Source organism: Roseateles toxinivorans, from assembly GCF_004362525.1.
Taxonomy (GTDB): domain Bacteria; phylum Pseudomonadota; class Gammaproteobacteria; order Burkholderiales; family Burkholderiaceae_C; genus Paucibacter; species Paucibacter toxinivorans.
The window spans coordinates 1,225,620-1,249,485 of record NZ_SNXS01000001.1 but is presented as its reverse complement, the minus strand read 5'-3'; the positions used below and the strand labels follow the sequence as shown (position 1 = coordinate 1,249,485).

Sequence of the window (23,866 nt, the reverse complement as noted above, 5' to 3'; positions counted from 1 at the left end):
GATGCCCTTGATCAGTCGAGTTTTATGCCAGCCTTGGTGACGACGGCCGCCCAGTTCTTGCGCTCCCGCTCGAAGAAGGTGCTGAAGTCGGCTGGTGACATCGTATGCACCTCGGCGCCCTGGGCGCTCAGACGTGCGCGCACCTCGGGCGAGCGGATGATGCGCACCAGCTCGGCCGAGAGCTTGGCCAGCACGGCCGGCGGCGTGTTGGCCGGCATCAGCATGCCCTGCCAGGTGCCCGACTCGAAGCCCGGTGCGCCCTGCTCGGCGATCGTCGGCACATTGGGCAGCAGCGGCACGCGGGTGGCCTTGGACACGCCCAGCACCTTCAGCTTGCCGGTCTGTACAAAGGGCAGGGTGGCCAGCATGCCGTTCATCAGCACCTGGGTCTGGCCGGCGATGGTGTCGGTCACCGCCTGCGAGCCGCCCTTGTAGGGGATGTACTCCCACTTCGCACCGGTGGCGGCCGCCACGGCCACGCCGGCCAGGTGGGCGGTGCTGCCCATGGCGGTGACGGCAAAGTCCAGCTTGCCGGTCTTGGACAGGGCGACCAGCTCCTTCAGATTGTTCGCCGACACCGAAGGATGGACGACCAGCAGGTGCGGCGAATAGGCCAGCATCGTCACGCCGCGCAGGTCCTTGGTGGGATCGAAGGGCAGCTTGGTATAGACCGAGGGGCTGATCGCCAACGCCGTCACGTCGCACAGCAGCATCGTGTGGCCGTCATTGGCCTTGCTGACCATGTCGGCACCCATATTGCCGCTGGCGCCGGGCTTGTTCTCGACGATCACGTTCTGCTTCAGCGCCTCGGACAGCGGTTGGCTGATGGCGCGGGCAATGATGTCGGACGACCCGCCCGGGGTGTAGGGCACGATGATGCGCAGCGGCCGGCTGGGCCAAGCCGCCGGGGCTTGTGCGCAGGCCAGGCCGGACAGCAGTGCTGCGCCGAGCACACCTAGGCGCTTGAGGGATTCGATCTTGGACATGGCTTGTCTCCGCCTGTGTGTGGAATGTTGTCGGTCATCGTACAACATGATGTAAGGCAAGGCAATGCCTACGAGGCGCGGCGATCCGGCGGCGCCGGACTATTGGCTGGCGGCTTCCTGGGCGCGGCGCAGGCGCTCGCGGCTGTTGGACAGGTGCGTGCGCATCGCCGCCCTGGCGGCCTCGGGGTCCTGGTTGGCAATGGCGTTGACGATGCTCTCGTGCTCGGTGTGCACGCGCTTCAGATAGTCACGCCGGTCCTCGCCGGCGACGCTGGCGGTGTTCAGCCGGCTGCGCGGAATCAGCATCGTGCCCAGATAGGTCATCAGATCGACGAAGTGCACGTTCTGCGAGGCGCGGGCGATTTCCATATGCAGCTGAAAGTCAGAGGCCACAGCATCGGTGCTCTGGGCGATGGCATTGGCAAAGGCGTCCAGCGTGTCACGCATCACCGCCAGGTTGTGTTCGCTGCGGCGCAGGGCGGCCAGGCCGGCGGCCTCGGACTCCAGGCCTATGCGCAGCTCCAGCACGGCGATCACTTCGCGCAGCGTGGCTAGCTGTTCGGGGGCGATGCGGAAGTTGGCGCCCTGGCCGGTGCCGATCACAAAAGTGCCGATGCCATGCCGCGTCTCGACCAGTCCGGCCGCCTGCAGCTTCGACAGGGCCTCGCGTACGACGGTGCGGCTGACGCCGAACTCGCCCATGATGGCCGCCTCGGTGGGCAGGCGGTCGCCGATCTGCATCTGCCCCTCGCGGATGCGCTGGCCCATGGCATCGACCAGTCCGGCCGCCAGATTGCGTGGCCTTCGCGGTGTCGTGGTGTCGGCAGAGGAGGGGTGGGCCGGGGCGCCTGGACTAACAGTGGACATGTGCGGGGGTATTCCCTGGTGCTGCGGTTCTTGACGGCCGGGGCGGGCTCGACGACCATTGCTTATGTTGTATGACGACGGATGACGTATCTCCGTTGATGACAGACTGTAGCAAACCCCAGCCGCAAGTCCAAGCATCCTTCAAAACCTTCTCGCAGGACCCCGATGACCGTTCCCCTGGCTCCCGGCTCGCTGACGCCGATACGTTTTCAGCGCCTTTTGCTGACCGGCGCGGCCGGCGCCCTGGGGCGTGTGATGCGTCCCCGGCTCTTGGCTTATTGTCAGCGGCTGCGCCTGTCGGACCGTGCCGATCTGGGTGAGGCGGCCGAGGGCGAGGAGCTGGTGCCGGCCGAGTTGCAGGATCGCGAGGCGATGCTGTCCCTGCTGGAGGGGGTGGACGCGGTCGTGCATCTCGGAGGCGTCTCGGTCGAGGCCGCCTTCGACCCCATCCTTCAGGCCAATATCGTTGGCGTGTTCAATCTCTACGAGGCGGCGCGCAAGCAGGGCGTCAAGCGCGTCGTGTTCGCCAGCTCGAACCATGTGACCGGCTTCTACCGCCAGGACGAGGTGATTGACGCCCGCGCCCCGGCAAGACCCGACACCCTGTACGGTGTCAGCAAGGCCTTCGGCGAGAACCTCTCGCGCATGTACTTCGACCGCTACGGCATCGAAACCGTCTGCCTGCGCATAGGCTCCAGCCTGGCCGAGCCCTATGACCGCCGCACCCTGGCCAGCTGGCTGAGCTTCGACGATCTGGAGCGGCTGGTGATCGCGGGTCTGACCGCGCCGCTGGTCAGCCACAGCGTGATCTTCGGCATGTCGGCCAACCCGGCCACATGGTGGGACAACCGGCTCGCCGCCCATCTGGGCTATGCGCCGCAGGACAGCTCGGAGCGCTTTCGCGCCGCGCTGGAGGCCGCCCAGCCGTGGCCCGACGCTACCGATCCGGTCACCCTCTACCAGGGCGGCGCCTTTGTGCGCCTGGGCCCGTTCGATTGAGGGCCGCGGCGATGCTTGAGGCCAGGCTGCTCTGCCACACCCACGATCAGGTCGGCGAAAGTCCGCTGTGGAGCGTGGCCGAACAGGCGCTGTTCTGGGTGGATATCGAGGGCCGTGCGGTGCGCCGGCTGGATGCGGCCACCGGTGCGCTGCGCAGCTGGGCGGTGATCGAACGCATCGGCTGCATTGCCCTGCATGCCGAGGGCGGCCTGATCGCGGCGATGGAGACGGGCATTTTCCGCCTTGAACTGGGCGATGGTCCTGCAGCCGAATCGACGTTGCTGCATGCGGTGAGTTTCCCTCGCGAGGGCATGCGCTTCAACGACGGCCGCTGCGACCGCCAAGGCCGCTTCTGGGTCAGCAGCATGCTGCGCGACATGGCACAGGCGTCACCTGTCGGTGCGCTGTATTGCCTGGATGGTCAAGACCTGACCCAGCCTATCCCCGATGGCCTGATCACCGGCAACGGCCTGGGCTTCGCAGCGGACGGCGGCTCGATGTGGCTGTCTGACTCGCACCCATCGGTGCAGAAGGTCTGGCGCTTCGACATCGACGCCGAGGGCCGCCCGCTGGAGCGCCGGCTGTTCGTTGACATGATGGATCTGCCCGGCCGGCCTGACGGCGCCGCCGTGGACGTCGAGGGCGGCTACTGGATCTGCGCCAATGACGCTGGCCTGGTGCACCGCTTCATGCCGGATGGCCGCCTGGACCGCTCGATCAGCCTGCCGGTCAGCAAGCCATCGATGTGTGCCTTTGGCGGCCCCGCATTGGACCGCCTGTTCATCACTTCGATCACCCCCGCACGGCCCGCTCCCGGCTTCGATGCCGAGCTGGACGGCGCCGTGTTCGTCTGCGAGCCCGGCGTGCCCGGACTTGCCGAAATTGCATTTGTTCCCGGACGGGCCTGACCTACGTGCAATGCCTTGCCACATCACCACCCGCAAAAATCTGACGGAGACAAAACGCCATGAAACTCGTTCCCCACCTGCTGACAGGCCTGCTGGCCGCCATGAGCTTGAGCGCCCAGGCCACCGACTTCCGCTCGACCGACATCCACCCCGACGGCTACCCAACCGTCGATGCCGTCAAGTACATGGGCCAGGTGCTGAACAAACTCAGCAACGGCAAGCACAGCATCAAGGTGTTCAACAACAGTGCGCTGGGCGCCGAGAAGGATACGATCGAACAGACCAAGATCGGTGCCATCGCGATGACGCGCGTCAATATCGCGCCGATGAACAATATCTGCCCGACCACGGTCGTGCCGACGATGCCCTTTCTGTTCCGCTCCAAGGAGCATATGCGCGCGGTGCTGGACGGCCCCATCGGCGAAGAAATCCTGAAGAGCTGCGAAGCCCAGGGCTTCATCGGCCTGGCCTATTACGACAGCGGCGCACGTTCGATGTACACGGTCAAGAAGCCGATCAAGACCCTGGCCGATGCCAAGGGCATGAAGGTGCGCGTGCAGCAGTCCGACCTGTGGGTTTCGCTGCTGGAGGCGATGGGCGCCAATGCCACGCCGATGCCCTTCGGCGAGGTCTATACCGCGCTGAAGACCGGCCTGGTGGACGCCGCCGAGAACAACTACCCCTCGTTCGAGAGCTCGCGTCACTTCGAGGTGGCCAAGTTCTATTCGAAGACCGAACATTCGATGGCGCCCGAGATGCTGCTGTTCTCGAAGAAGATCTGGGACGGCTTGACGCCCGAGGACCAGAAGCAGATCCGCCAGGCCGCCAAGGAGTCGGTGCCCTATATGCGCAAGCTGTGGGACGAGCGCGAAGAGAAGTCGCTGGCGACGGTGAAGGCAGCCGGCGCGCAGATCATCGACGTGGACAAACCCAGCTTCCAGGCCGCGATGAAGCCGGTCTATGACAAGTTCATCAGCGACGCGAAGCTGAAGGATTTGATCAAACGGATTCAGGACACCAAATAGGGCATGGCTTCGGGGCCGCGCTCATCGGCCGGCCCCTGACTTCGTCCGGGCTACCCGAAGTTTCGTAGCCCGGATGCAATCCGGGGTCCAACAGTCAAGGAAATCCGATGTTCACGAGAATTTGCGCCGCCATCGCGCGGGCCTGCTTGCGCCTGGGCGTGGCCGGCCTGGTGCTGCTGATCGCGGCGGTCAGCTACCAGGTGTTCGGCCGCTATGTGCTGAACAACACCCCCACCTGGGCCGAGAGCCTGGCCCTGCTGCTGGTGCTTTACGTGACGATGCTTGGCTGCGCCGTCGGCGTGCGCGACGCCGGCCATATCGGCATGGAGTTGCTGGGTGGGTTGATCCCCACCCGCTGGCATCACTCGCTGGCCGTGCTGATCCATCTGCTGACGATGCTGTTCGGCGCGCTGATGGCCTGGAATTGCGCCGAGATGTTTGTCTCGGTGCGCGGCTACATGATCCCGACGCTGGGCGTGTCCGAGTCTCTGCGCTATGTGCCCATGGTGCTGGCTGGCCTCTTGATCGTGCTGTTTTCGATTGAACATATCGTTGCCCTGCGGCGCGGCGAAGAGGTGGTCCCGGCATGGCACTGACGATTCTTTGCATCTCCTTCTTCGGCCTGCTGATACTGGGCGTGCCGGTGGCGTTTGCCATCGGCCTGTCGGCCCTGGCGACCATACTGTACGAAGGTCTGCCGATGGCGGTGATCTTCCAGCAGATGACCTCGGGCATGAATGTGTTCTCGTTCCTGGCCATCCCCTTCTTCATCTTTGCCGGCGAGCTGATGCTGTACGGCGGCATTGCGGACAAGATCGTCGACTTCGCCAAGAACTTGGTCGGCCATGTGCGCGGTGGCCTGGGCATGTCCAATGTGGTGGCCTGCACGCTGTTCGGCGGTGTCTCGGGTTCGCCGGTGGCCGATGTGTCGGCGATGGGCGCGGTGATGATCCCGATGATGAAGAAGGAGGGCTATGACGCCGACTACGCCGTCAACGTGACCACGCACGCGGCACTGGTCGGCGCGCTGATGCCCACCAGCCACAACATGATCATCTACACGCTGGCTGCGGGCGGCAAGGTGTCGATTGCCAAGCTGATTCTGGCCGGCCTGATACCGGCGCTGCTGCTGACCGTCTGCAACCTGACCGCCGCCTATCTGGTGGCCGTCAAGCGCGGCTACCCGGCCGGCAGCTTCCCCGGCTGGGCCATCGTGGCGCGCAGCTTCGCGGCCTCGCTGCCGGGCATGTTCGTCGTCGTGCTGATATTGGGCGGCATCCTGTCCGGCGTGTTCACGGCGACCGAATCGGCAGCGGTGGCCGTGCTCTACGCCTTGTTCCTGTGCGTGGTGATCTACCGGTCCCTCAAGTGGGAGCAGTTCCTGAAAGCGGCGGCCAAGGCGGTCAAGACCACCGGCGTGGTGCTGCTCTTGATCGGCATCTCGGCGGCCTTCGGCTACATCATCAGCCTCTACGAGGTGGCCGACCTGACCGGCAAGGCGCTGTCCAGCATCACCTCCAGCCCCTGGCTGATCTTCCTGCTGGTCAACCTGATCCTGTTCGTGCTCGGCACATTTCTGGACATGGCCGCCACCATCCTGGTCTGCACGCCGATCTTCCTGCCGATCTGCATGAAATACGGCATGGGCGAAATCCAGTTCGGCATGGTGCTGCTGATCAACTGCGCGCTGGGCCTGAACACGCCCCCCGTGGGCACGACGCAGTTCGTCGGCTGCGCCATCGGCGGGGTATCGGTCGGCACGGTGATGAAGACCATCTGGCCCTTCTACGGCGCGCTGATCGCGGCGCTGATGCTGGTGACCTATGTGCCGGCCTTCTCTCTGTGGTTGCCCGGCCTGGTCTTTCCGTGATTCCCTGCGTTGCTGGGTGCTTGACTTCGTGTGGCGCGAAGCCTAGATTCCAAAATCACGGAACTGCCGCTTGCTTGCGAAGGCTAACCTTGCGGCCTGTTGGATAGTCACACGTCCTCCTGGGCCGCTGCGGCATTCCGATCTGTCTCTAGAAAGCCAGCCTGCCGCCATGCGCCTTGATCTGACCACGCTGAACCTGGTACTCGCCGTCGCCGAGACGCGCAGCATCACGCGTGGCGCCGAGCGCGAGCATCTCGCGCTGGCGGCGGCCAGCAAGCGCCTGTCCGATCTGGAAGCACGGCTGGGTGTGAACCTGTTCGATCGCCATGCCCGCGGCGTCGAGCAGACCGATGCCTGCCGCGCGCTGGTGCGCCATATCCGCTCGCTGCATGCCTCGCTGCATGCGCTGGAGAGCGAGGTCGGCGAGTTCGCCCGCGGCATCAAGGGCCATCTGCGCATTGCCGCCAACACCGGCTCGATCGCCGAATGCCTGCCGCCCGATCTGGCGGCGTTCTCGCAAGCCCATCCGCAGATACGCGTCAGCCTCGAAGACCTGACCAGCAGCGAGGTTCAGGCGGCGGTGGCCGAGGGCCGGGCCGATCTGGGCGTGTTCACACCGCCCATCCAGGACAACCGGCTGACGACCTGGCGCTACCGCACCGGCGAGCTGGCCGCGCTGGTGCCCCTGTCGCATGAACTGGCGGGCCGTGAGCAGGTGAGCTTCGAAGACCTGCTGGCCTATGACATCGTTGGCCTGCATGCCGGTGCGGCGGTCGAGGAGCAGATGCGCGAGCGCGCGCTGGAGCTGGGCCGCACATTGAATGGCCGGCTGCAGGTGCGCGGCTTCGACGCCATCGCTCAACTGGTCGAGGCAGGGCTGGGCGTGGCCATTCTGCCGGCGGTGCCGGCGGCACGTTTCGCCCAGGTCTTCAAGGTCAAGGTCCTCAGGCTGGACGAGGCCTGGGCCACCCGCGACTATCTGCTGGCCGTGCGCAGCCAGGACGTGCTGCCGCACGTGGTGCGCCGCTTCGTCGACGCGCTGTGCCCGGGTCAGGAACCCATGCCGGCAGCGCTGACAAACCCATCCCGGACAATCCCTACATCCTCTACCGCAAAGAGCAAAGCATGAGCGCACGCACCCTGTACGACAAGCTGTGGGACGAGCACGTCGTCCACACCGAGGAAGACGGCACCGTCACCCTCTACATCGATCGCCACCTGGTCCACGAGGTCACCAGCCCGCAGGCCTTCGAGGGCCTGGATCTGGCGCAGCGCAAGGTCTGGCGACTGTCGGCCAATCTGGCCGTCAGCGACCACAATGTGCCAACCACCGACCGCAGCCAGGGCATCAGCGACCCGATCTCCAAGCTGCAGGTCGACACGCTGGACGCCAACTGCGACCGCCATGGCGTGACCCAGTTCAAGATGAATGACAAGCGCCAGGGCATCGTTCACGTGATTGGCCCGGAGCAGGGCGCGACCCTGCCGGGCATGACGGTCGTCTGCGGTGACAGCCACACCTCGACGCACGGCGCCTTCGGCGCGCTGGCCCATGGCATAGGCACCAGCGAGGTCGAGCATGTGCTGGCCACGCAGACCTTGTTGGCGCGCAAGGCCAAGAACCTCTTGATCAAGGTCGAGGGCAAGCTGCCCGCCGGCTGCGGCGCCAAGGACATCGTGCTGGCCATCATCGGCAAGATAGGCACGGCCGGCGGCACCGGCTACACGATAGAGTTCGGCGGCAGCGCCATCCGTGCGCTGAGCATGGAAGGACGGATGACGGTCTGCAATATGGCGATCGAGGCCGGCGCCCGCGCCGGGCTGATCGCGGTGGACGACACGACCATCCAGTACGTCAAGGGCCGGCCATTCACGCCGGTGGGCGTCGAGTGGGATCTGGCGGTCAAGTACTGGAGCACCTTGCAGTCCGACCCCGGCGCGCACTTCGACCTGGTGGTCGAGCTGGACGCGGCACAGATCCAGCCGCAGGTCACCTGGGGCACCTCGCCCGAGATGGTGCTGTCCATCAACGACCGTGTGCCCGACCCCGACAAGGAGCGCGACGCCTCCAAGCGCGGCGCCATCGAGCGGGCGCTGCAGTACATGGCGCTGGAACCGAACAAGCCCATCTCCGACATCGTCATCGACAAGGTCTTCATCGGCTCCTGCACCAACAGCCGCATCGAGGACATGCGCGAGGCCGCCGGCATCGTCAAGCGGCTGGGCGGCCGCATCGCGGCCAACGTGAAGCTGGCGATGGTCGTGCCGGGCTCGGGTTTGGTCAAGGAACAGGCCGAGCGCGAGGGCCTCGACCTGATCTTCAAGACCGCCGGCTTCGAATGGCGTGAACCCGGCTGCAGCATGTGCCTGGCGATGAACGCCGACCGCCTGGAGCCCGGCGAGCGATGCGCCTCGACCAGCAACCGCAATTTCGAAGGCCGGCAAGGGGCAGGGGGGCGCACCCACCTGGTCAGCCCGGCGATGGCGGCGGCTGCTGCCATGGCCGGCCACTTCGTTGACGTCCGCAGAATCAGCTGAGCGAGAAACACCATGGAAAAATTCACTCTCCACAAGGGTCTGGTCGCTCCGCTGGACCGCGACAACGTCGACACCGACGCGATCATTCCCAAGCAGTTCCTTAAGTCGATCAAGCGCAGCGGCTTCGGCCCCAATCTGTTCGACGAATGGCGCTATCTGGACCATGGCGAGCCCGGGCAGGACCCCGCCACCCGCCGCGCCAACCCCGACTTCGTGCTGAACCAGCCGCGCTACAAGGGCGCCTCGGTGCTGCTGACCCGCGCCAACTTCGGTTGCGGCTCCAGCCGCGAGCACGCGCCCTGGGCACTGGACCAGTACGGCTTTCGCGCGCTGATCGCGCCGAGCTTTGCCGATATCTTCTTCAACAACTGCTTCAAGAACGGCCTGCTGCCGGTGGTGCTGCCCGAGTCGGCGATTGCCCAGCTGTTCGACGAGGTCAAAGCCTTCCCGGGCTATCAGTTGGTGATCGATCTGCCGCGCCAGGTGGTGATCAAGCCCGATGGCGCCGAGATTCCGTTCGAGGTCCAGCCCTTCCGCAAGTTCTGTCTGACCAATGGCTTCGACGACATCGGCCTGACCCTGCGCCATTCCGACAAGATCAAGGCCTTCGAAACCGAGCGCCTGGCGCAGAAGCCCTGGCTGAACAACCGCCTGATCGGTTGACCTGATTCGTAGCCCGGATGGAATCCGGGAACAAGCAAACTCCACAAGCCCCGGATTGCATCCGGGCTACAAGGATTCAAGATGAAGATTGCAGTTCTGCCCGGTGACGGCATCGGCACCGAAATCGTCGCCGAGGCGATCAAGGTTCTCAAGGTTCTCGATCTGCCCTTCGAGCTGGAAGAGGCCAAGGTCGGCGGTGCCGCCTACGAGGCCGATGGCCATCCGCTGCCGGACGCGACCTTGAAGCTGGCCCAGGCGGCCGACGCAGTGCTGTTCGGCGCCGTCGGCGACTGGAAATACGACAAGCTGGAGCGCTCGCTGCGCCCCGAGCAGGCCATCCTGGGCCTGCGCAAGCACCTGGGCCTGTTCGCCAACTTCCGCCCGGCCATTTGCTACCCGGAGCTGACCCATGCGTCCAGCCTCAAGCCCGAACTGGTGGCAGGTCTTGACATCCTGATCATCCGCGAGCTGACCGGCGACATCTACTTCGGCCAGCCGCGCGGCCGCCGCGTCGCCGTTGACGGCCATTTCCCCGGCGCCGAGGAGGCCTTCGACACGATGCGCTACTCGCGGCCCGAGATCGAGCGCATCGCGCATGTCGCCTTCCAGGCCGCACGCAAGCGCAGCAAGCGCGTCACCAGCGTGGACAAGGCCAATGTGCTGGAGACCTTCCAGTTCTGGAAGGACGTCGTCACCGAGGTCCATGCCCAGTACCCGGACGTGGAACTGGACCATATGTATGTGGACAACGCTGCGATGCAGCTGGTCAAGGCGCCCAAGAAGTTCGACGTGGTGGTGACCGGCAATATGTTCGGCGACATCCTGTCCGACGAGGCGGCGATGCTGACCGGCTCCATCGGCATGCTGCCCTCGGCCTCGCTGAATTCTGCCAACAAAGGCTTGTATGAGCCCAGTCACGGCAGCGCACCTGACATCGCCGGCAAGGGAGTGGCCAATCCTCTGGCTACAATACTGTCAGCTGCCATGATGCTCAAGTTCTCCCTCCAACAAGCCGACGCTGCCGACCGTATCGAGTCCGCGGTGAGCGCTGTGCTGGCTGCCGGGCTGCGTACGCCCGACATCTGGTCCGAGGGCACCCAAAAAGTGGGCACGCGCGAAATGGGTGATGCCGTGGTTGCCGCGATCGTCGGCAGCACCGCATCGACCACCACCAAAACCATTACCAAGAAGAGCTAACAGCTCCGGTTCGTCTCGCCCCTACCCCCCAGGCGATTCGAGCCGGGGGGAAGCAAATTTCAACACTGTGTGACTGAAAGGGCGATAGAGATGGAACTCGTAGGACTGGTTGGATGGCGCGGCATGGTCGGCTCAGTGCTGATGGACCGCATGGAAGCTGAACGCGATTTCGAACTGATCGAGCCGCTGTTCTTCAGCACCAGCAACTCGGGCGGCAAGGCCCCGAAGTTCGCCAAGAACGAAACCACGCTGCAGGATGCGTACAACATCGAGGCGCTGAAGCGCTGCAGCATCATCATCACCGCCCAGGGCGGCGACTACACCAGTGAGGTCTACCCCAAGCTGCGCGCCGCCGGCTGGAACGGCCACTGGATCGACGCGGCGTCCACGCTGCGCATGAACGGCGATGCCGTCATTATCCTTGACCCGGTCAATCTGCCGGTGATCAAGAACGCCCTGAGTGCCGGGGGCAAGACCTGGGCCGGCGGCAACTGCACCGTCAGCTGCATGCTGATGGGCGTGGGCGCGCTGTACAAGGCTGGCCTGGTCGAGTGGATGTCCACCCAGACCTACCAGGCCGCCTCGGGCGGCGGTGCCCAGCATATGCGCGAGCTGCTGACCCAGTACGGCACCCTGAACGCCGAGGTCCGTGCGCTGCTCGACGATCCGAAGAGCGCCATCCTGGAGATAGACCGCAAGATCATCGCCAAGCAGCGTTCACTGAGCGAGGCCGAGACTGCCAACTTCGGCGTGCCGCTGGGCGGCTCCTTGATCCCCTGGATCGACAAGGATCTCGGCAACGGCATGTCCAAGGAAGAGTGGAAGGGCATGGCCGAGACCAACAAGATCCTCGGCCTGGGCGAGGGCTTCGGCACGCCGGCCATTCCGGTCGATGGCTTCTGTGTGCGCGTCGGCGCAATGCGCTGCCACAGCCAGGCGCTGACCTTCAAGCTCAAGAAGGATGTGCCCGTGGCCGATATCGAGGCGATGATTGCCGCCGACAATGCCTGGGTCAAGGTTGTGCCGAACAACAAGGAAGCGACGCTGCGTGACCTGACCCCGGTGGCCGTGACCGGCACGATGGACATTCCCGTCGGCCGCATCCGCAAGCTGGCAATGGGCCCGGAGTATGTCGGCGCCTTCACGATCGGCGATCAGCTTTTGTGGGGTGCGGCCGAGCCGCTGCGCCGCATGTTGCGCATTCTTTTGGCAGCCTAAGGTAATCCCTGTGATCCGTTGCCGGCAAGCCACAGCCGGTAACGGAGTTGTGTCAGCGGCGGCCCGGTAGGTATTTCAGCCAAAGCATGAGCTTGTCAACGTATCTACCTGCTGTTATTGTGATTTCACATCAAGATGGCCTTGCACAGACCATGCTGAACACAACAAATTTTGCAGTACCTGGCGGGTGCCTGACGGCCCCCGCCTCGTCGCTTTGGGGAACGCCTTGAATCTGACTGTCTCAGCCTTCGGGCGTTTCACCTTGACGCGTGTGGCCGTGGCCGTGTTGGGCCTTGCCGCCAGCGGGGCCTGGGGCCTGGGCCTCGGCCGGCTGAATGTGCAGTCCGCCCTCGGCGAGGGCCTTCGTGCCGAAATCGACATCACCAGTCTCAGCCCCGAGGAAGCGGGCACCCTGAAGGTCCGTGTCGCGCCGCCCGAGGCCTACCGCGCCACCGGTGTTGACTACAACATGGTGCTCAGCGGCACGCAGGTCTCACTGGCACGACGCAACAACGGCCAGCCTTATCTGCGCATCAACAGCGACCGGGTGGTGCAAGAGCCCTTTGTGGACCTGATCCTGGAGATCAACTGGGCCAGCGGGCGCCTGGTGCGCGAATACACGCTGCTGTTCGATCCTCCGGTCAACCGCGCCCCGGCTCCAGCCGCCGTGGCGACCGCGCCGGTGATTTCACCTGCGCCGGCCGCGCCAGCACCTGCACCCGCTCCGGCACCTGTGCCATCGGCCGCCCCTGCAGCCACCGCACCGGTTCGTACGTCACCCCCGGCCGAGGCACCTGCGCCCAGGCCTGCCCCGGTGCAGGCCCGCCCGGCACCCGAGCCCGCACCGAAGCCTGTGGCCGCCAAGCCTTCGCCTAGCGCCGCCTCCGAATATGAGGTCAAGCCGGGCGACAATCTGTCGCGCATCGCCTCCAAAACGCAGGCCTCCGGCGTGTCGCTGGACCAGATGCTGGTCTCGCTGTACCGCGCCAACCCGGACGCTTTTGTCGAGAACAATATGAACCGCCTGAAGGCGGGCGCGACCCTGAAGGTGCCTGGCAGCGACGAGGCCGGCGGCCTCAGCAACGCCGAGGCGCGCCAGATCATCCAGGCCCAGAGCGCCGATTTCGACGCCTACCGCCAGCGCCTGGCCAGCGGCGCGCCGCTGATTGCCCGCAAGGATAGCGAGCGCCAGTCGGCTGGTAAGGTGCAGGCAGCGGTCGAGGACCGCAAGGCTGCCGCGACAACGCCCGACAAGCTGACCTTGAGCAAGCCCGGCACGGCCGGTGCACCGGCCGAGGCCAAGGTCTCCAAGGACACCGAGAAGAAGGATTCGGCCGCTCGCGTGGCTGAGCTGACCCGCAATGTCGAGGAGTTGAAGAAGCTCTCGACGGTCGCCTCTGGCGCAGTGTCGGGCAAGGCCGCGCCGGCGCCAGCCCCGGCTCCCGTTGTGGCTGCTCCCGCGCCAGCAGCGGCTCCCGCGCCAGCACCTGCACCCGCGGTGGAGGTGACGGCCAAGCCGGTCGAGCCGGTGGCGGCATCGGCTGTTGCGGCTGCGCCAGCGCCGGTGGCATCCGCCCCTGCACCCGCGTCCGCCCCGAAGCCGCCCGTGACCGCCCCCGCCCCGGTCGAGGAGCCCGGCCTGCTGTCGCAGCTGATGGACAACTCTCTGGTCCTGCCGATCTCGGCCGTGGTGCTGGCCCTGCTGGCCGGCCTGGGCTGGTACCGCCTGCGTGGCCGCGGCGGCAACAAGAATGCTGCCGGCGAGACCGCCTTCAGCGAAAGCCGCCTGCAGCCCGATTCGTTCTTCGGCAATACCGGCGGCCAGCGGGTCGACACGCGCGATGGCTCCGGCCAGGCCTCGTCGATGAGCTATTCGCTGAGCCAGCTGGATGCGATTGGTGACGTCGATCCGGTTGCCGAGGCCGATGTCTATCTGGCCTATGGCCGCGATCTGCAGGCCGAGGAAATCCTCAAGGAAGCACTGCGCGCCACACCGGAGCGCCGAGCCATCCGCGTCAAGCTGCTGGAGGTCTATGCCAAGCGCCGCGACACCAAGGGCTTCGAGCAGCTCGCGCTGCAGATGTACGGCGAAACCCAGGGGGAGGGTGAGGATTGGCTGAAGACTCAGGAGCTGGGCCGCCAGATCGATTCGGACAATCCGCTCTACCAGCCGGGTGGTGTGCCGGCCGCCGGTACCAATATGGACTCGGCGCGTGAACCCCTGGGTGCCAGCACCATGCCGCAGAGCGTGATGCCCGGCAACAGCATGTTCGACACCCAGCCGCAGCCGAGCTACCAGCCCGACACGCAGGTGAACGGCGAGTTCCTGCCCAGTGGGCTGGACCTCGATCTGGACCTGGATCTGGACGCACCGGCTCCGGCTTCCTCGATGGAGGCCACACAGGCGGTCGCGGTATCGGTCGAGCGCGCGCCGATGGAGATGGATTTCGACATCTCGCTGCCCGGTGAGGAGGCGCCCGATCTGACGCCTCGCAACGACCCCGCGCCGATGGACTTCGATCTGTCGTCGATCGATCTGGATCTGGACTCCGAGCCCACCGCGCCGCCGCCGCCGGCCCCGGCGCTGGACAGCCTGCCCGATCTGGGCGGTGATCTGGGCCTGGAAGACAACTTCGACGACGAAGACGATGGCAGCGACCCGCTGGCACGCAAGATCGAGCTGGCCGACGAGTTCCGTCAGATCGGCGATGTCGAGGGCGCGCGTGATGTGCTGATGGAAGTCGTCAGCAAGGCCAGCGGTGCGACGCTGGAGCGGGCCCAGGCCATGCTCAAAGAGATCGGCTGAAGCCTGGTGCGGGATGTTGCAACGGGTGAAGGCCCGGCATGACGCAACGGGTTGCGCTGGGCCTCAGCTACCGCGGCTGGGCCTACAAGGGTTGGCAGAGCCAGCCCGGCGGTGACACGGTACAGGATCATCTGGAGCGCGCGCTGGCGCGCTTCGCCGATGTGCCCTTGGGCCACCTGCGCACGCTGTGCGCCGGACGCACCGACGCCGGCGTCCATGGCCTGAATCAGGTCGTTCACTTCGATACCGAGATCGTCCGCGACAGCTTCTCCTGGGTGCGCGGCACCAACCGCTACCTGCCCAAGGACATCGCGGTGCAATGGTGTGCGTTCCCCGAGGCGGGCTTTCATGCACGCAACTCGGCGCGGGGCCGGCGTTACGTCTATCTGCTGCTCGAATCGCCGGTGCGGCCGTCGATCGAGGATGGGGTGGCCGGCTGGGTGTTCCGTCCGCTGGACCTGGCCGCGATGCAGGCCGCGGCAGCCCAACTGATCGGCGAGCATGACTTCAGCGCCTTCCGCTCTTCGGAATGCCAGGCCGCCTCGCCGGTGAAGACCCTGCGCCGCATCTCGATTGAGCGCCGCGGCGCCTACTGGCGCTTCGAGTTCGATGGCTCGGCCTTTCTGCACCACATGATCCGCAACCTGATGGGCTGCCTGCTGGCCATAGGCACGGGCACGCGGGTCGTGCCCTGGATGGGCGAGATCCTGGCCGGGCGCGATCGCAAGTTGGCCGCGCCGACATTTCCCGCCGATGGGCTGTACTTTGTCGGTCCGTACTACGATGCTGTCCATGGCATACCCGAACGTACCCCCCCAATGGATTGGCTGCCCTAGAGGTGGTCTGTAGTGAGCACCCGTACCCGCATCAAGATCTGCGGCCTGACCCGCGAGGCCGATGTGCTGGAGGCCGTCAAGGCCGGTGCCGACGCGATAGGCCTGGTGTTCTACGAGCGCAGCCCGCGGCATGTGAACCTGGCCCGTGCGGCGGAATTGGCCAGGCTGCTGCCGCCCTTCGTCACGCCGGTCGGCCTGTTCGTCAATGCCTCGAAGGAGCAGGTGGCCGAGGCCGTGGCGGCGATCCCGCACCTGCTGCTGCAATTCCATGGCGACGAGACGCCCGAGCAGTGCCGGCACGGCGGCCGGCCCTATCTGCGCGCAGCGCGCATGACGCCTGATTTCAATTTGCTAGACTTCGCCCATCAGTTTCATGATGCCGCAGGCTTGTTGCTCGACGCCCATGTCGAGGGCTATGGCGGTGGTGGAAAGGTTTTCGATTGGTCACTCATTCCAGCAAACGTGCACTATCCAGTCGTTTTGTCTGGTGGGTTGCATGCGCAAAATGTGCTGACCGGGGTGCTTCAGGTACGGCCCTGGGCCGTTGATGTGAGCTCGGGCGTGGAGGCCGGCAAAGGCCTCAAGGACGCCGAGTTGATGCGTCAATTTTGTGCTGCGGTGCGTGAGGCGGATGCCCGCGTTGCGGCATCACCCACCTGAAGAGGATGATCGATCATGTTTGAATACCACCAGCCCGATGTGCGCGGGCATTTCGGCCCCTACGGCGGTAGCTTTGTATCCGAAACCCTGGTCCATGCGCTGGACGAGCTGAAAGAGGCCTACGAGCACTACCGCAAGGACCCGGACTTCATCGCCGAATTCCAGAGCGAGCTGGCCCATTTCGTCGGCCGCCCCAGCCCGATCTATCACGCCGCGCGGATGAGCCGCGAACTCGGCGGCGCGCAGATCTACCTGAAGCGCGAAGACCTGAATCACACCGGCGCGCACAAGGTCAACAACACGATCGGTCAGGCGCTGCTGGCCAGGCGCATGGGCAAGAAGAGGGTCATTGCCGAGACCGGCGCCGGACAGCATGGCGTGGCCACGGCCACCATCTGCGCCCGCTACGGCATCGAGTGCGTGGTCTATATGGGCAGCGAAGACGTCAAGCGCCAGTCGCCCAATGTCTACCGGATGAATCTGCTGGGCGCCCGCGTCGTGCCGGTCGAGTCGGGCAGCAAGACCTTGAAGGACGCGCTGAACGAGGCGATGCGCGACTGGGTCACCAACGTCGAGTCGACCTTCTACATCATCGGCACCGTCGCCGGCCCGCACCCCTATCCGATGATGGTGCGCGACTTCCAGCGCGTCATCGGCGATGAGTGCCTGGTGCAGATGCCCGAGATGGCCGGGCGCCAGCCCGACGCGGTGATTGCCTGCGTCGGCGGCGGCAGCAATGCCATCGGCATCTTCTACCCTTACATCCCGCACGACAAGACCCGGCTGATCGGTGTCGAGGCCGCCGGCCTTGGCCTGGACAGCGGCAAGCATGCCGCTACGCTGAGCGCCGGCACGCCTGGCGTGCTGCATGGCAACCGCACCTATCTGCTGCAGGACGCCAACGGCCAGATTATCGAGACGCACTCGGTCTCGGCAGGCCTGGACTATCCCGGCGTCGGCCCCGAGCATGCCTATCTGAAGGACATCGGCCGCGCCGAGTACGTCAGCATCACCGACACCGAGGCGTTGGCCGCCTTTCACCACCTGTGCCGCACCGAAGGCATCATCCCGGCGCTGGAGTCCAGCCATGCGGTGGCCTATGCGATGAAGCTGGCGCCGACTCTGGCGCCCGACCAGCATCTGCTGGTCAATCTGTCCGGGCGTGGCGACAAGGACATCGGCACCGTCGCCGATCTGTCGCATGCCGATTTCTACTGCCGGCCCTCCTGCCGCGGGCAATCGGTCAAGGGTGGCGACTCACCCGTGTCTGCGCCTGTGACACAGAAAGGCGGTGCAGCATGAGCCGCATCCGGGCCCGCTTCGAGTTGTTGAAAGCCGAGGGCCGCAAGGCCTTGATTCCCTACGTCACCGCCGGTGACCCGTACCCTGCACGCACGGTCGAGCTGATGCTGGCCCTGGCCGGTGCCGGCGCCGATGTGATCGAGCTGGGCGTGCCGTTCTCTGACCCAATGGCCGACGGGCCGGTGATACAGCGTGCCGCCGAGCGGGCCGTCGCCAAGGGCGTGGGCCTGCGCGATGTGCTGGCCTATGTACGGGCCTTCCGGCAGCAGGACGCCGACACGCCGGTGGTGCTGATGGGCTATGCCAACCCGATCGAGCGCTATGGCGTCGATGCCTTCGTGACGGACGCCAAGGCCGCCGGTGTGGATGGCGTGCTGGTGGTGGACTATCCGCCCGAGGAGTGCGAGGTGTTCGCGGCCGCGCTGCAGAAGCAGGGGCTGGACCCGATCTTCCTGCTGGCGCCCACGTCCACCGAGGCGCGCATGGCCATGGTCGGCCGTATCGCCAGCGGCTATGTCTACTACGTGTCGCTCAAGGGCGTGACCGGCGCCGGCCATCTGGACACGGCCGCCGTGGCCGCGATGATCCCGCGCATACGCCAGCATGTGAAGGTGCCGGTCGGTGTGGGCTTCGGCATCAGCAATGCCGAAACGGCCAAGGCGGTGGGTGAGGTGTCGGACGCCGTGGTGATCGGTTCAAGGCTGGTTCAGCTGCTGGAAGTCGAGCAGCCGGAGAACGTGGCCGCAACTGGTGCAAAATTCATGGCTGAGATCCGGTCCGCACTGGACAGCATCAAACCAAAGGAGCCCGACGCATGAGCTGGCTTGAAAAACTTCTCCCGCCCAAGATTCAACCGACCGATCCGAACGAGCGGCGCACCATCCCTGAAGGCTTGTGGATCAAGTGCCCGTCCTGCGAGACGGTGCTGTACAAGACCGACCTGGAGCAGAACGTCAATGTCTGTCCCAAGTGCAGCCACCACCACCGCATCGGCGCGCGGGCGCGGTTGAACGCCTTCCTCGACAACGAGGGTCGCTATGAGCTGGGCCAGGAAGTGCTGCCCGTCGACGCGCTGAAGTTCAAGGACAGCAAGAAATACCCCGACCGGCTGAAGGAAGCGCTGGAGAACACCGGCGAGACCGATGCATTGGTCGTGATGGGTGGCGCGGTGATGAGCGTTCCGGTGGTCGTGGCCTGCTTCGAGTTCGACTTCATGGGCGGCTCGATGGGCTCGGTGGTCGGCGAGCGCTTCGTGCGCGGCGTCGAGACGGCGATCGAGCAGAAGGTGCCCTTCATCTGCTTCACCGCCACCGGCGGAGCGCGCATGCAAGAGGGCCTGCTGAGCCTGATGCAGATGGCCAAGACCAATGCGGCGCTGACCCTGCTGGCCAAGGCAAAACTGCCCTACGTCAGCGTGCTGACCGACCCGACGATGGGTGGCGTGTCGGCCAGCTTTGCCTTCGTCGGTGACATCGTCGTCGCCGAACCGAAGGCCCTGATCGGCTTTGCCGGCCCGCGAGTGATCGAGAACACCGTGCGCGAGAAGCTGCCCCCAGGCTTCCAGCGCGCCGAGTTCCTGGTCGAGAAGGGTGCCGTCGACATGATCGTCGACCGCCGCGAACTGCGCGCCACGATAGCCCGTGCGCTGGCGATGCTGCAGCGCCAGAGCGCCGACGCCGTCGCCTGATTCCGACCATGCTTGACGCGGCCAAGCCCACAAGGCTTGGCCGTATTCATTAGGCCCGACCCAAATGCCCAAGACCCTGCCCGAGTGGCTTGACCACTGCCTGGCCCTGCACCCCAAAGAGATCGACATGACCCTGGCGCGCACGATCGCGCTGCGCGACCGGCTGGGCCTGAAGTTCAAGGTGCCGGTAGTGATGGTGGCCGGTACCAATGGCAAGGGCTCGACCTGCTCGATGATTGAGATGATCGCGCTGCAGGCCGGCTACAGGGTGGGGCTGTACATCAAGCCGCATTTCGTCCACTTCGAGGAGCGCTGCCGCATTAACGGCGCCTCGGTGGCGGCCGAGAGCCTGCTGCCACACTTCGAGGCGGTCGAGGCCGCACGCGGCGATGTGGCGCTGACCTTCTTCGAGTTCACCACGCTGGCCATCATGCTGCGCCTGGCCGAGGAGCCGCTGGACCTGGTGATTCTGGAAGTGGGCCTGGGCGGGCGACTCGATGCGGTGAACGCCATCGACGCCGATTGCTCGGTCATCACCAGCATCGATCTGGACCATATGGACTATCTGGGGCCGGACCGTGAGTCCATCGGCCTGGAGAAGGCGCAGATCATGCGCACCGGCCGCCCGGCCATCGTGAGCGACCCGATGGCGCCGCAAAGCATCATCGACCATGCCCGCGAGATCGGCGCCGACCTGCGCCTGATCGGCCGCGACTTCAACTACAGCGGAGACCGTCAGCAATGGAGCTGGGGCGGGCGTGAACGGCGCTTCAATGCGCTGGCCTATCCGGCGCTGCGTGGCGCGAATCAGCTGCTCAACGCCTCGGGCGCGCTGGCGGTTTTCGAGGCCTTGTTCGACCGGCTGCCGATCAGCGCCCAGGCGGTGCGCAGCGGGCTGGCGATGGTGGAGCTGCCCGGCCGCTTCCAGATCGTCCCTGGCCAGCCGGCCCTGGTGCTGGACGTCGCGCACAACCCCCACGCGGTGGCCGCGCTGGCACAAAACCTGGACCAGATGGGCTACTTCCCCTGCACCCACGCGGTGTTCGGCGTGATGGCCGACAAGGACATCGTGTCCATCTTCAAGCGCATGGCGCCGCTGGTGGATCGCTGGTACTTCACCGACCTGGAGATACCCCGCGCCGCCACGGCCGCCCAGCTTGATCAGCAGTTCCAGGCGCTGCAGGGCCTGGAGGGCTTCAAGCCGCCGCCCGGCTTGCGCTTGAGCCGCCACGCCGACCCGCAGTCGGCGCTGGACGCCGCGGCGGCCGAGGCCACCCCCGCTGATAGAATCGTGGTCTTTGGATCCTTCCACACCGTGGGTGGCGTGCTGAAAAACGGTGTGCCGCGCCTCTAGGTCGCAGGCTGCACACCGAGGCCCGGCACGCGCGCCAATCGGACTCTCAATAGGCCGCATGCCGGCCGTAAAACCGGGCACTCCAACGCTCCCTACACGCCGATATGGGTCTGCTGTCCATCTTCAAGCGCAATACCGAGGGGCGCGAGGCGCCCGCCGCCAAACCCGTCACCGATTCCGCCGATGCTGTGCAACAGCTGCGCGTGCGCGCCCGCCGCCGCCTGATCGGCGCGGCCGTGCTGGTGGCCATAGGCATCATCGGCTTCCCTCTGGTGTTCGAGACTCAGCCACGACCGATCCCCGTCGATTTGCCGATCGAGATCCCGCGCAAGGAGGCCGCCACACCGCTGCCCATGCCCGCCGCGCCGCAGCCTGTGGCCAGCGAGGCTTCAGGCAAGCCTGCCATCATCACCGAGACGCGCGACGGCGACGAGGCGCCGCTGGTGGCGAAGACCGAGCCGGTGGCGCAACCGGCGGAGAAACCGGCCTCCAAGCCGGCGCCGAAGGTGATCGACAAAGCGGCAGACAAAGTGGTGGAGAAATCGGTGGAGAGGGCCAAGCCCGCCGAGGCCGCCCGGGTGCAGGCCCTGCTGGAGGGCAAGGCAGCAGCCAGTGCCGCCGACAAGAAAGCCTCGGACGCCGCCGGCCGTTTCATCGTGCAGGTTGGCGCCTTCGGTGAGGCCAATGCTGCCCGCGAGGCCAGGCTCAAGGTCGAGAAGCTGGGCCTGAAGACCTATACGCAAGTCATCGAGAGCGCCGAGGGCAAGCGCACCCGGGTGCGCGTCGGCCCCTTCGCCACCCGCGAGGAGGCCGACAAGGCCTCCGGCCGTATCCGTGCCGCGGGCCTGCCTGCCGCCATCCTGACGCTGTGAGTCGCTGATGTTCCTGGGCTGGGTCGATATCGCGATGGCCTGCGTGCTGCTGTTCTCGCTGCTGGCCGGCGTGTGGCGCGGCCTGCTGTTCGAGGTGCTGTCGCTGATGGGTTGGGTAGTGGCCTACTTTGGTTCTCAGATGTTGGCCCCATATATCTCGCACTGGGTGCCGGTGGGCGCCGAGGGTTCGACCCTGCATCAGGTCAGCACCCTGGTGCTGGCCTTTGTGTTCTTGCTCCTGCTGTGGGGCCTGGGCGCACGCCTGGTGCGCATGCTGGTGCAGGCCTCACCGCTGAGTGGGCTGGACCGCCTGCTGGGCGCCGGTTTTGGATTGATTCGAGGGCTCTTGATCTGCCTGCTGGCGGTGTTGGTGGTGGGCATGACGCCCGCGGCCCGCTCCGCGCAATGGCAGGATTCGGAGCTGGTTCCCTGGATGCAGGTGGTCTTGCATGGGCTCAGGCCCCTGCTGCCGCCCAGCATGGTGCAGTACGTCGGGTCCTGAGCATCAAGCTCCAAGGATTTGGCGAGCCAAGTTTGAACAAGGAAGTAGCTTATGTGTGGCATCGTCGGGGTGATTTCCAAGGCGCCGGTCAATCAGCTGATCTATGACGCCCTGCTGCTGCTGCAGCATCGCGGCCAGGACGCGGCCGGCATCGTCACCATGCTGGACAACAAGTGCTTCATGCACAAGGCGCGCGGCATGGTCCGAGACGTGTTCCGCACTCGCAATATGCGCGCGCTGCCCGGCAATGTGGGCCTGGGCCAGGTGCGTTACCCGACGGCAGGCAACGCTTACAGCGAAGAAGAGGCGCAGCCCTTCTACGTCAACGCACCGTTCGGCATGGTGCTGGTGCACAACGGCAATCTGACCAATGCCACCGCGTTGAAGAAGGAGTTGTTCGACGTCGACCGCCGCCACATCAACACCGAGAGCGATTCCGAGGTCCTGCTCAATGTGCTAGCCCACGAGTTGGAGCTGGCAGCCCGCGACCTGCCGCTGACGCCGGCCGAGGTCTTCAAGGCGGTGCGCGCTGTGCACAAGCGCATCAAGGGCTCGTACGCGGTGATCGCCTTGATCGCCGGTCATGGACTCTTGGCCTTCCGCGACCCCTTTGGCATCCGTCCGCTGGTGTACGGCGAATCGGGCACCGGCGATGTGATGGTGGCCAGCGAGAGCGTTGCGCTCGAAGGCACCGGCAACAAGCTGACCCGCGATGTCGCTCCGGGCGAAGCCATCTTCATCGACACCCATGGCCAGATCCATGCCGAGCAGTGCGCCGACAACCCGAGCCTGAACCCCTGCATGTTCGAGTTCGTCTACCTGGCAAGACCTGACTCCGTGATGGACGGCGTGTCGGTCTATCAGGCGCGGCTGAACATGGGCGAGACGCTGGCCCAGCGCCTGATCTCGACAATGCCGCCGAGCGATATTGATGTGGTGATCCCGATCCCCGAATCCAGCCGTCCGTCGGCGATGCAGCTGGCCCACAAGATCGGCAAGCCCTACCGCGAGGGCTTTGTGAAGAACCGCTATGTGGGCCGCACCTTCATCATGCCGGGGCAGGGCGTGCGCAAGAAGTCGGTGCGCCAGAAGCTCAATGCGATCGGCCTGGAGTTCAAGAACCGCAATGTGCTGCTGGTCGATGACTCGATCGTGCGCGGCACCACCTCCAAGGAAATCGTGCAGATGGCCCGCGAGGCCGGAGCCCGCAAGGTCTATCTGGCCTCGGCCGCGCCTCCGGTGCGCTACCCGAATGTCTACGGCATCGACATGCCGACGCCGACCGAGCTGATCGCCCACAACCGCAGCATCGAGGAGATCCGCGAGTTCATCGGTGCCGATGCCTTGATCTACCAGGATGTTGCGGCGATGAAGCGCGTGGTTGCGGCGCTCAACCCCAAGCTCAACGGCTTCGAGGCCTCCTGCTTTGACGGTGTCTACATCACCGGCGACGTCAGCAAGGAAGACTTCGAGACCATGCGCAGCCAGCGCTCCGCCCAGGGCAGCGACGAGGAGGACGGCCCCGGGCGGGGACGCCTGGCCATACCGAATGCATCGGAGCAGGGTTGATGCCCGA

The 23,866-nt window shown here is 65.6% G+C and carries 22 protein-coding genes; 20 read left to right on the top strand and 2 right to left on the bottom strand.

Annotated elements, in window-relative coordinates:
- Positions 1-11 precede the first annotated feature (11 nt).
- Both DES47_RS05590 and DES47_RS05585 read right to left on the bottom strand, forming a co-directional pair.
- Positions 12-986 carry a Bug family tripartite tricarboxylate transporter substrate binding protein gene (locus DES47_RS05590; protein ID WP_133699623.1) on the bottom strand — a complete coding sequence of 325 codons (975 nt, stop codon included), beginning with the start codon at positions 984-986 and terminating at the stop codon, positions 12-14.
- A 99-nt stretch (positions 987-1,085) separates the two neighbouring features.
- Positions 1,086-1,853 carry a FadR/GntR family transcriptional regulator gene (locus DES47_RS05585; protein WP_133699622.1) on the bottom strand — a complete coding sequence of 256 codons (768 nt, stop codon included), beginning with the start codon at positions 1,851-1,853 and terminating at the stop codon, positions 1,086-1,088.
- Between the two features lie 165 nt (positions 1,854-2,018).
- On the opposite strand from DES47_RS05585, the gene DES47_RS05580 reads away from it, so the two are divergent.
- The 20 genes from DES47_RS05580 to purF all read left to right on the top strand — a co-directional run bounded on the left by DES47_RS05580 (position 2,019) and on the right by purF (position 23,859).
- The gene (locus tag DES47_RS05580) at positions 2,019-2,852 is read left to right on the top strand and encodes an NAD-dependent epimerase/dehydratase family protein (RefSeq protein WP_133699621.1); all 834 of its coding nucleotides are present in this window, start codon (positions 2,019-2,021) and stop codon (positions 2,850-2,852) included.
- 11 nt (positions 2,853-2,863) lie between these two features.
- Positions 2,864-3,760, top strand: coding sequence for an SMP-30/gluconolactonase/LRE family protein (locus DES47_RS05575; RefSeq protein ID WP_133699620.1), 897 nt, complete (start codon positions 2,864-2,866; stop codon positions 3,758-3,760).
- A gap of 59 nt (positions 3,761-3,819) precedes the next feature.
- Positions 3,820-4,785, top strand: a complete 966-nt coding sequence (locus DES47_RS05570) for a TRAP transporter substrate-binding protein (protein ID WP_133699619.1) — start codon at positions 3,820-3,822, stop codon at positions 4,783-4,785.
- 107 nt (positions 4,786-4,892) lie between these two features.
- Complete coding sequence (locus DES47_RS05565) at positions 4,893-5,381, top strand: TRAP transporter small permease (protein WP_133699618.1); 489 nt, start codon at positions 4,893-4,895, stop codon at positions 5,379-5,381.
- A complete protein-coding gene (locus DES47_RS05560) occupies positions 5,372-6,655 on the top strand; it encodes a TRAP transporter large permease (protein WP_133699617.1) in 1,284 nt (427 codons plus the stop codon). The genes DES47_RS05565 and DES47_RS05560 overlap by 10 nt, the downstream gene beginning before the upstream one ends.
- 169 nt (positions 6,656-6,824) lie before the next feature.
- Positions 6,825-7,784, top strand: coding sequence for a LysR family transcriptional regulator (locus tag DES47_RS05555; protein WP_133699616.1), 960 nt, complete (start codon positions 6,825-6,827; stop codon positions 7,782-7,784).
- On the top strand, positions 7,781-9,193 hold the full coding sequence (gene leuC / locus DES47_RS05550) for a 3-isopropylmalate dehydratase large subunit (protein WP_133699615.1): 1,413 nt from the start codon (positions 7,781-7,783) through the stop codon (positions 9,191-9,193). Before DES47_RS05555 ends, leuC begins: the two co-directional genes overlap by 4 nt.
- Before the next feature lie 12 nt (positions 9,194-9,205).
- Positions 9,206-9,856: a 3-isopropylmalate dehydratase small subunit gene (gene leuD / locus DES47_RS05545; protein ID WP_133699614.1), complete on the top strand. Its 651-nt coding sequence runs from the start codon at positions 9,206-9,208 to the stop codon at positions 9,854-9,856.
- 81 nt (positions 9,857-9,937) lie between these two features.
- Positions 9,938-11,053, top strand: coding sequence for a 3-isopropylmalate dehydrogenase (leuB, locus tag DES47_RS05540; protein WP_133699613.1), 1,116 nt, complete (start codon positions 9,938-9,940; stop codon positions 11,051-11,053).
- 90 nt (positions 11,054-11,143) lie between these two features.
- A complete protein-coding gene (gene asd / locus DES47_RS05535) occupies positions 11,144-12,271 on the top strand; it encodes an aspartate-semialdehyde dehydrogenase (RefSeq protein WP_133699612.1) in 1,128 nt (375 codons plus the stop codon).
- A 226-nt stretch (positions 12,272-12,497) separates the two neighbouring features.
- Entirely contained in the window at positions 12,498-15,077 is a 2,580-nt protein-coding gene (locus tag DES47_RS05530; RefSeq protein ID WP_243748168.1) for a FimV/HubP family polar landmark protein, read from the top strand.
- A 38-nt stretch (positions 15,078-15,115) separates the two neighbouring features.
- On the top strand, positions 15,116-15,913 hold the full coding sequence (gene truA / locus DES47_RS05525; RefSeq protein WP_133699611.1) for a tRNA pseudouridine(38-40) synthase TruA: 798 nt from the start codon (positions 15,116-15,118) through the stop codon (positions 15,911-15,913).
- A 12-nt stretch (positions 15,914-15,925) separates the two neighbouring features.
- A complete protein-coding gene (locus tag DES47_RS05520; protein ID WP_133699610.1) occupies positions 15,926-16,573 on the top strand; it encodes a phosphoribosylanthranilate isomerase in 648 nt (215 codons plus the stop codon).
- 15 nt (positions 16,574-16,588) lie between these two features.
- On the top strand, positions 16,589-17,875 hold the full coding sequence (trpB, locus tag DES47_RS05515; protein ID WP_133699609.1) for a tryptophan synthase subunit beta: 1,287 nt from the start codon (positions 16,589-16,591) through the stop codon (positions 17,873-17,875).
- The gene (gene trpA / locus DES47_RS05510; protein WP_133699608.1) at positions 17,872-18,693 is read left to right on the top strand and encodes a tryptophan synthase subunit alpha; all 822 of its coding nucleotides are present in this window, start codon (positions 17,872-17,874) and stop codon (positions 18,691-18,693) included. Before trpB ends, trpA begins: the two co-directional genes overlap by 4 nt.
- Positions 18,690-19,562 (top strand): acetyl-CoA carboxylase, carboxyltransferase subunit beta, encoded by an 873-nt coding sequence (gene accD, locus DES47_RS05505; RefSeq protein ID WP_133699607.1) that lies wholly within the window; start codon positions 18,690-18,692, stop codon positions 19,560-19,562. Before trpA ends, accD begins: the two co-directional genes overlap by 4 nt.
- A gap of 64 nt (positions 19,563-19,626) precedes the next feature.
- Positions 19,627-20,916, top strand: coding sequence for a bifunctional tetrahydrofolate synthase/dihydrofolate synthase (folC, locus tag DES47_RS05500; protein ID WP_133699606.1), 1,290 nt, complete (start codon positions 19,627-19,629; stop codon positions 20,914-20,916).
- 104 nt (positions 20,917-21,020) lie between these two features.
- Positions 21,021-21,788 carry an SPOR domain-containing protein gene (locus DES47_RS05495; RefSeq protein ID WP_133699605.1) on the top strand — a complete coding sequence of 256 codons (768 nt, stop codon included), beginning with the start codon at positions 21,021-21,023 and terminating at the stop codon, positions 21,786-21,788.
- Between the two features lie 7 nt (positions 21,789-21,795).
- Positions 21,796-22,290, top strand: a complete 495-nt coding sequence (locus tag DES47_RS05490; protein ID WP_243748167.1) for a CvpA family protein — start codon at positions 21,796-21,798, stop codon at positions 22,288-22,290.
- A 51-nt stretch (positions 22,291-22,341) separates the two neighbouring features.
- Entirely contained in the window at positions 22,342-23,859 is a 1,518-nt protein-coding gene (gene purF / locus DES47_RS05485; protein WP_133699603.1) for an amidophosphoribosyltransferase, read from the top strand.
- Positions 23,860-23,866 lie beyond the last annotated feature (7 nt).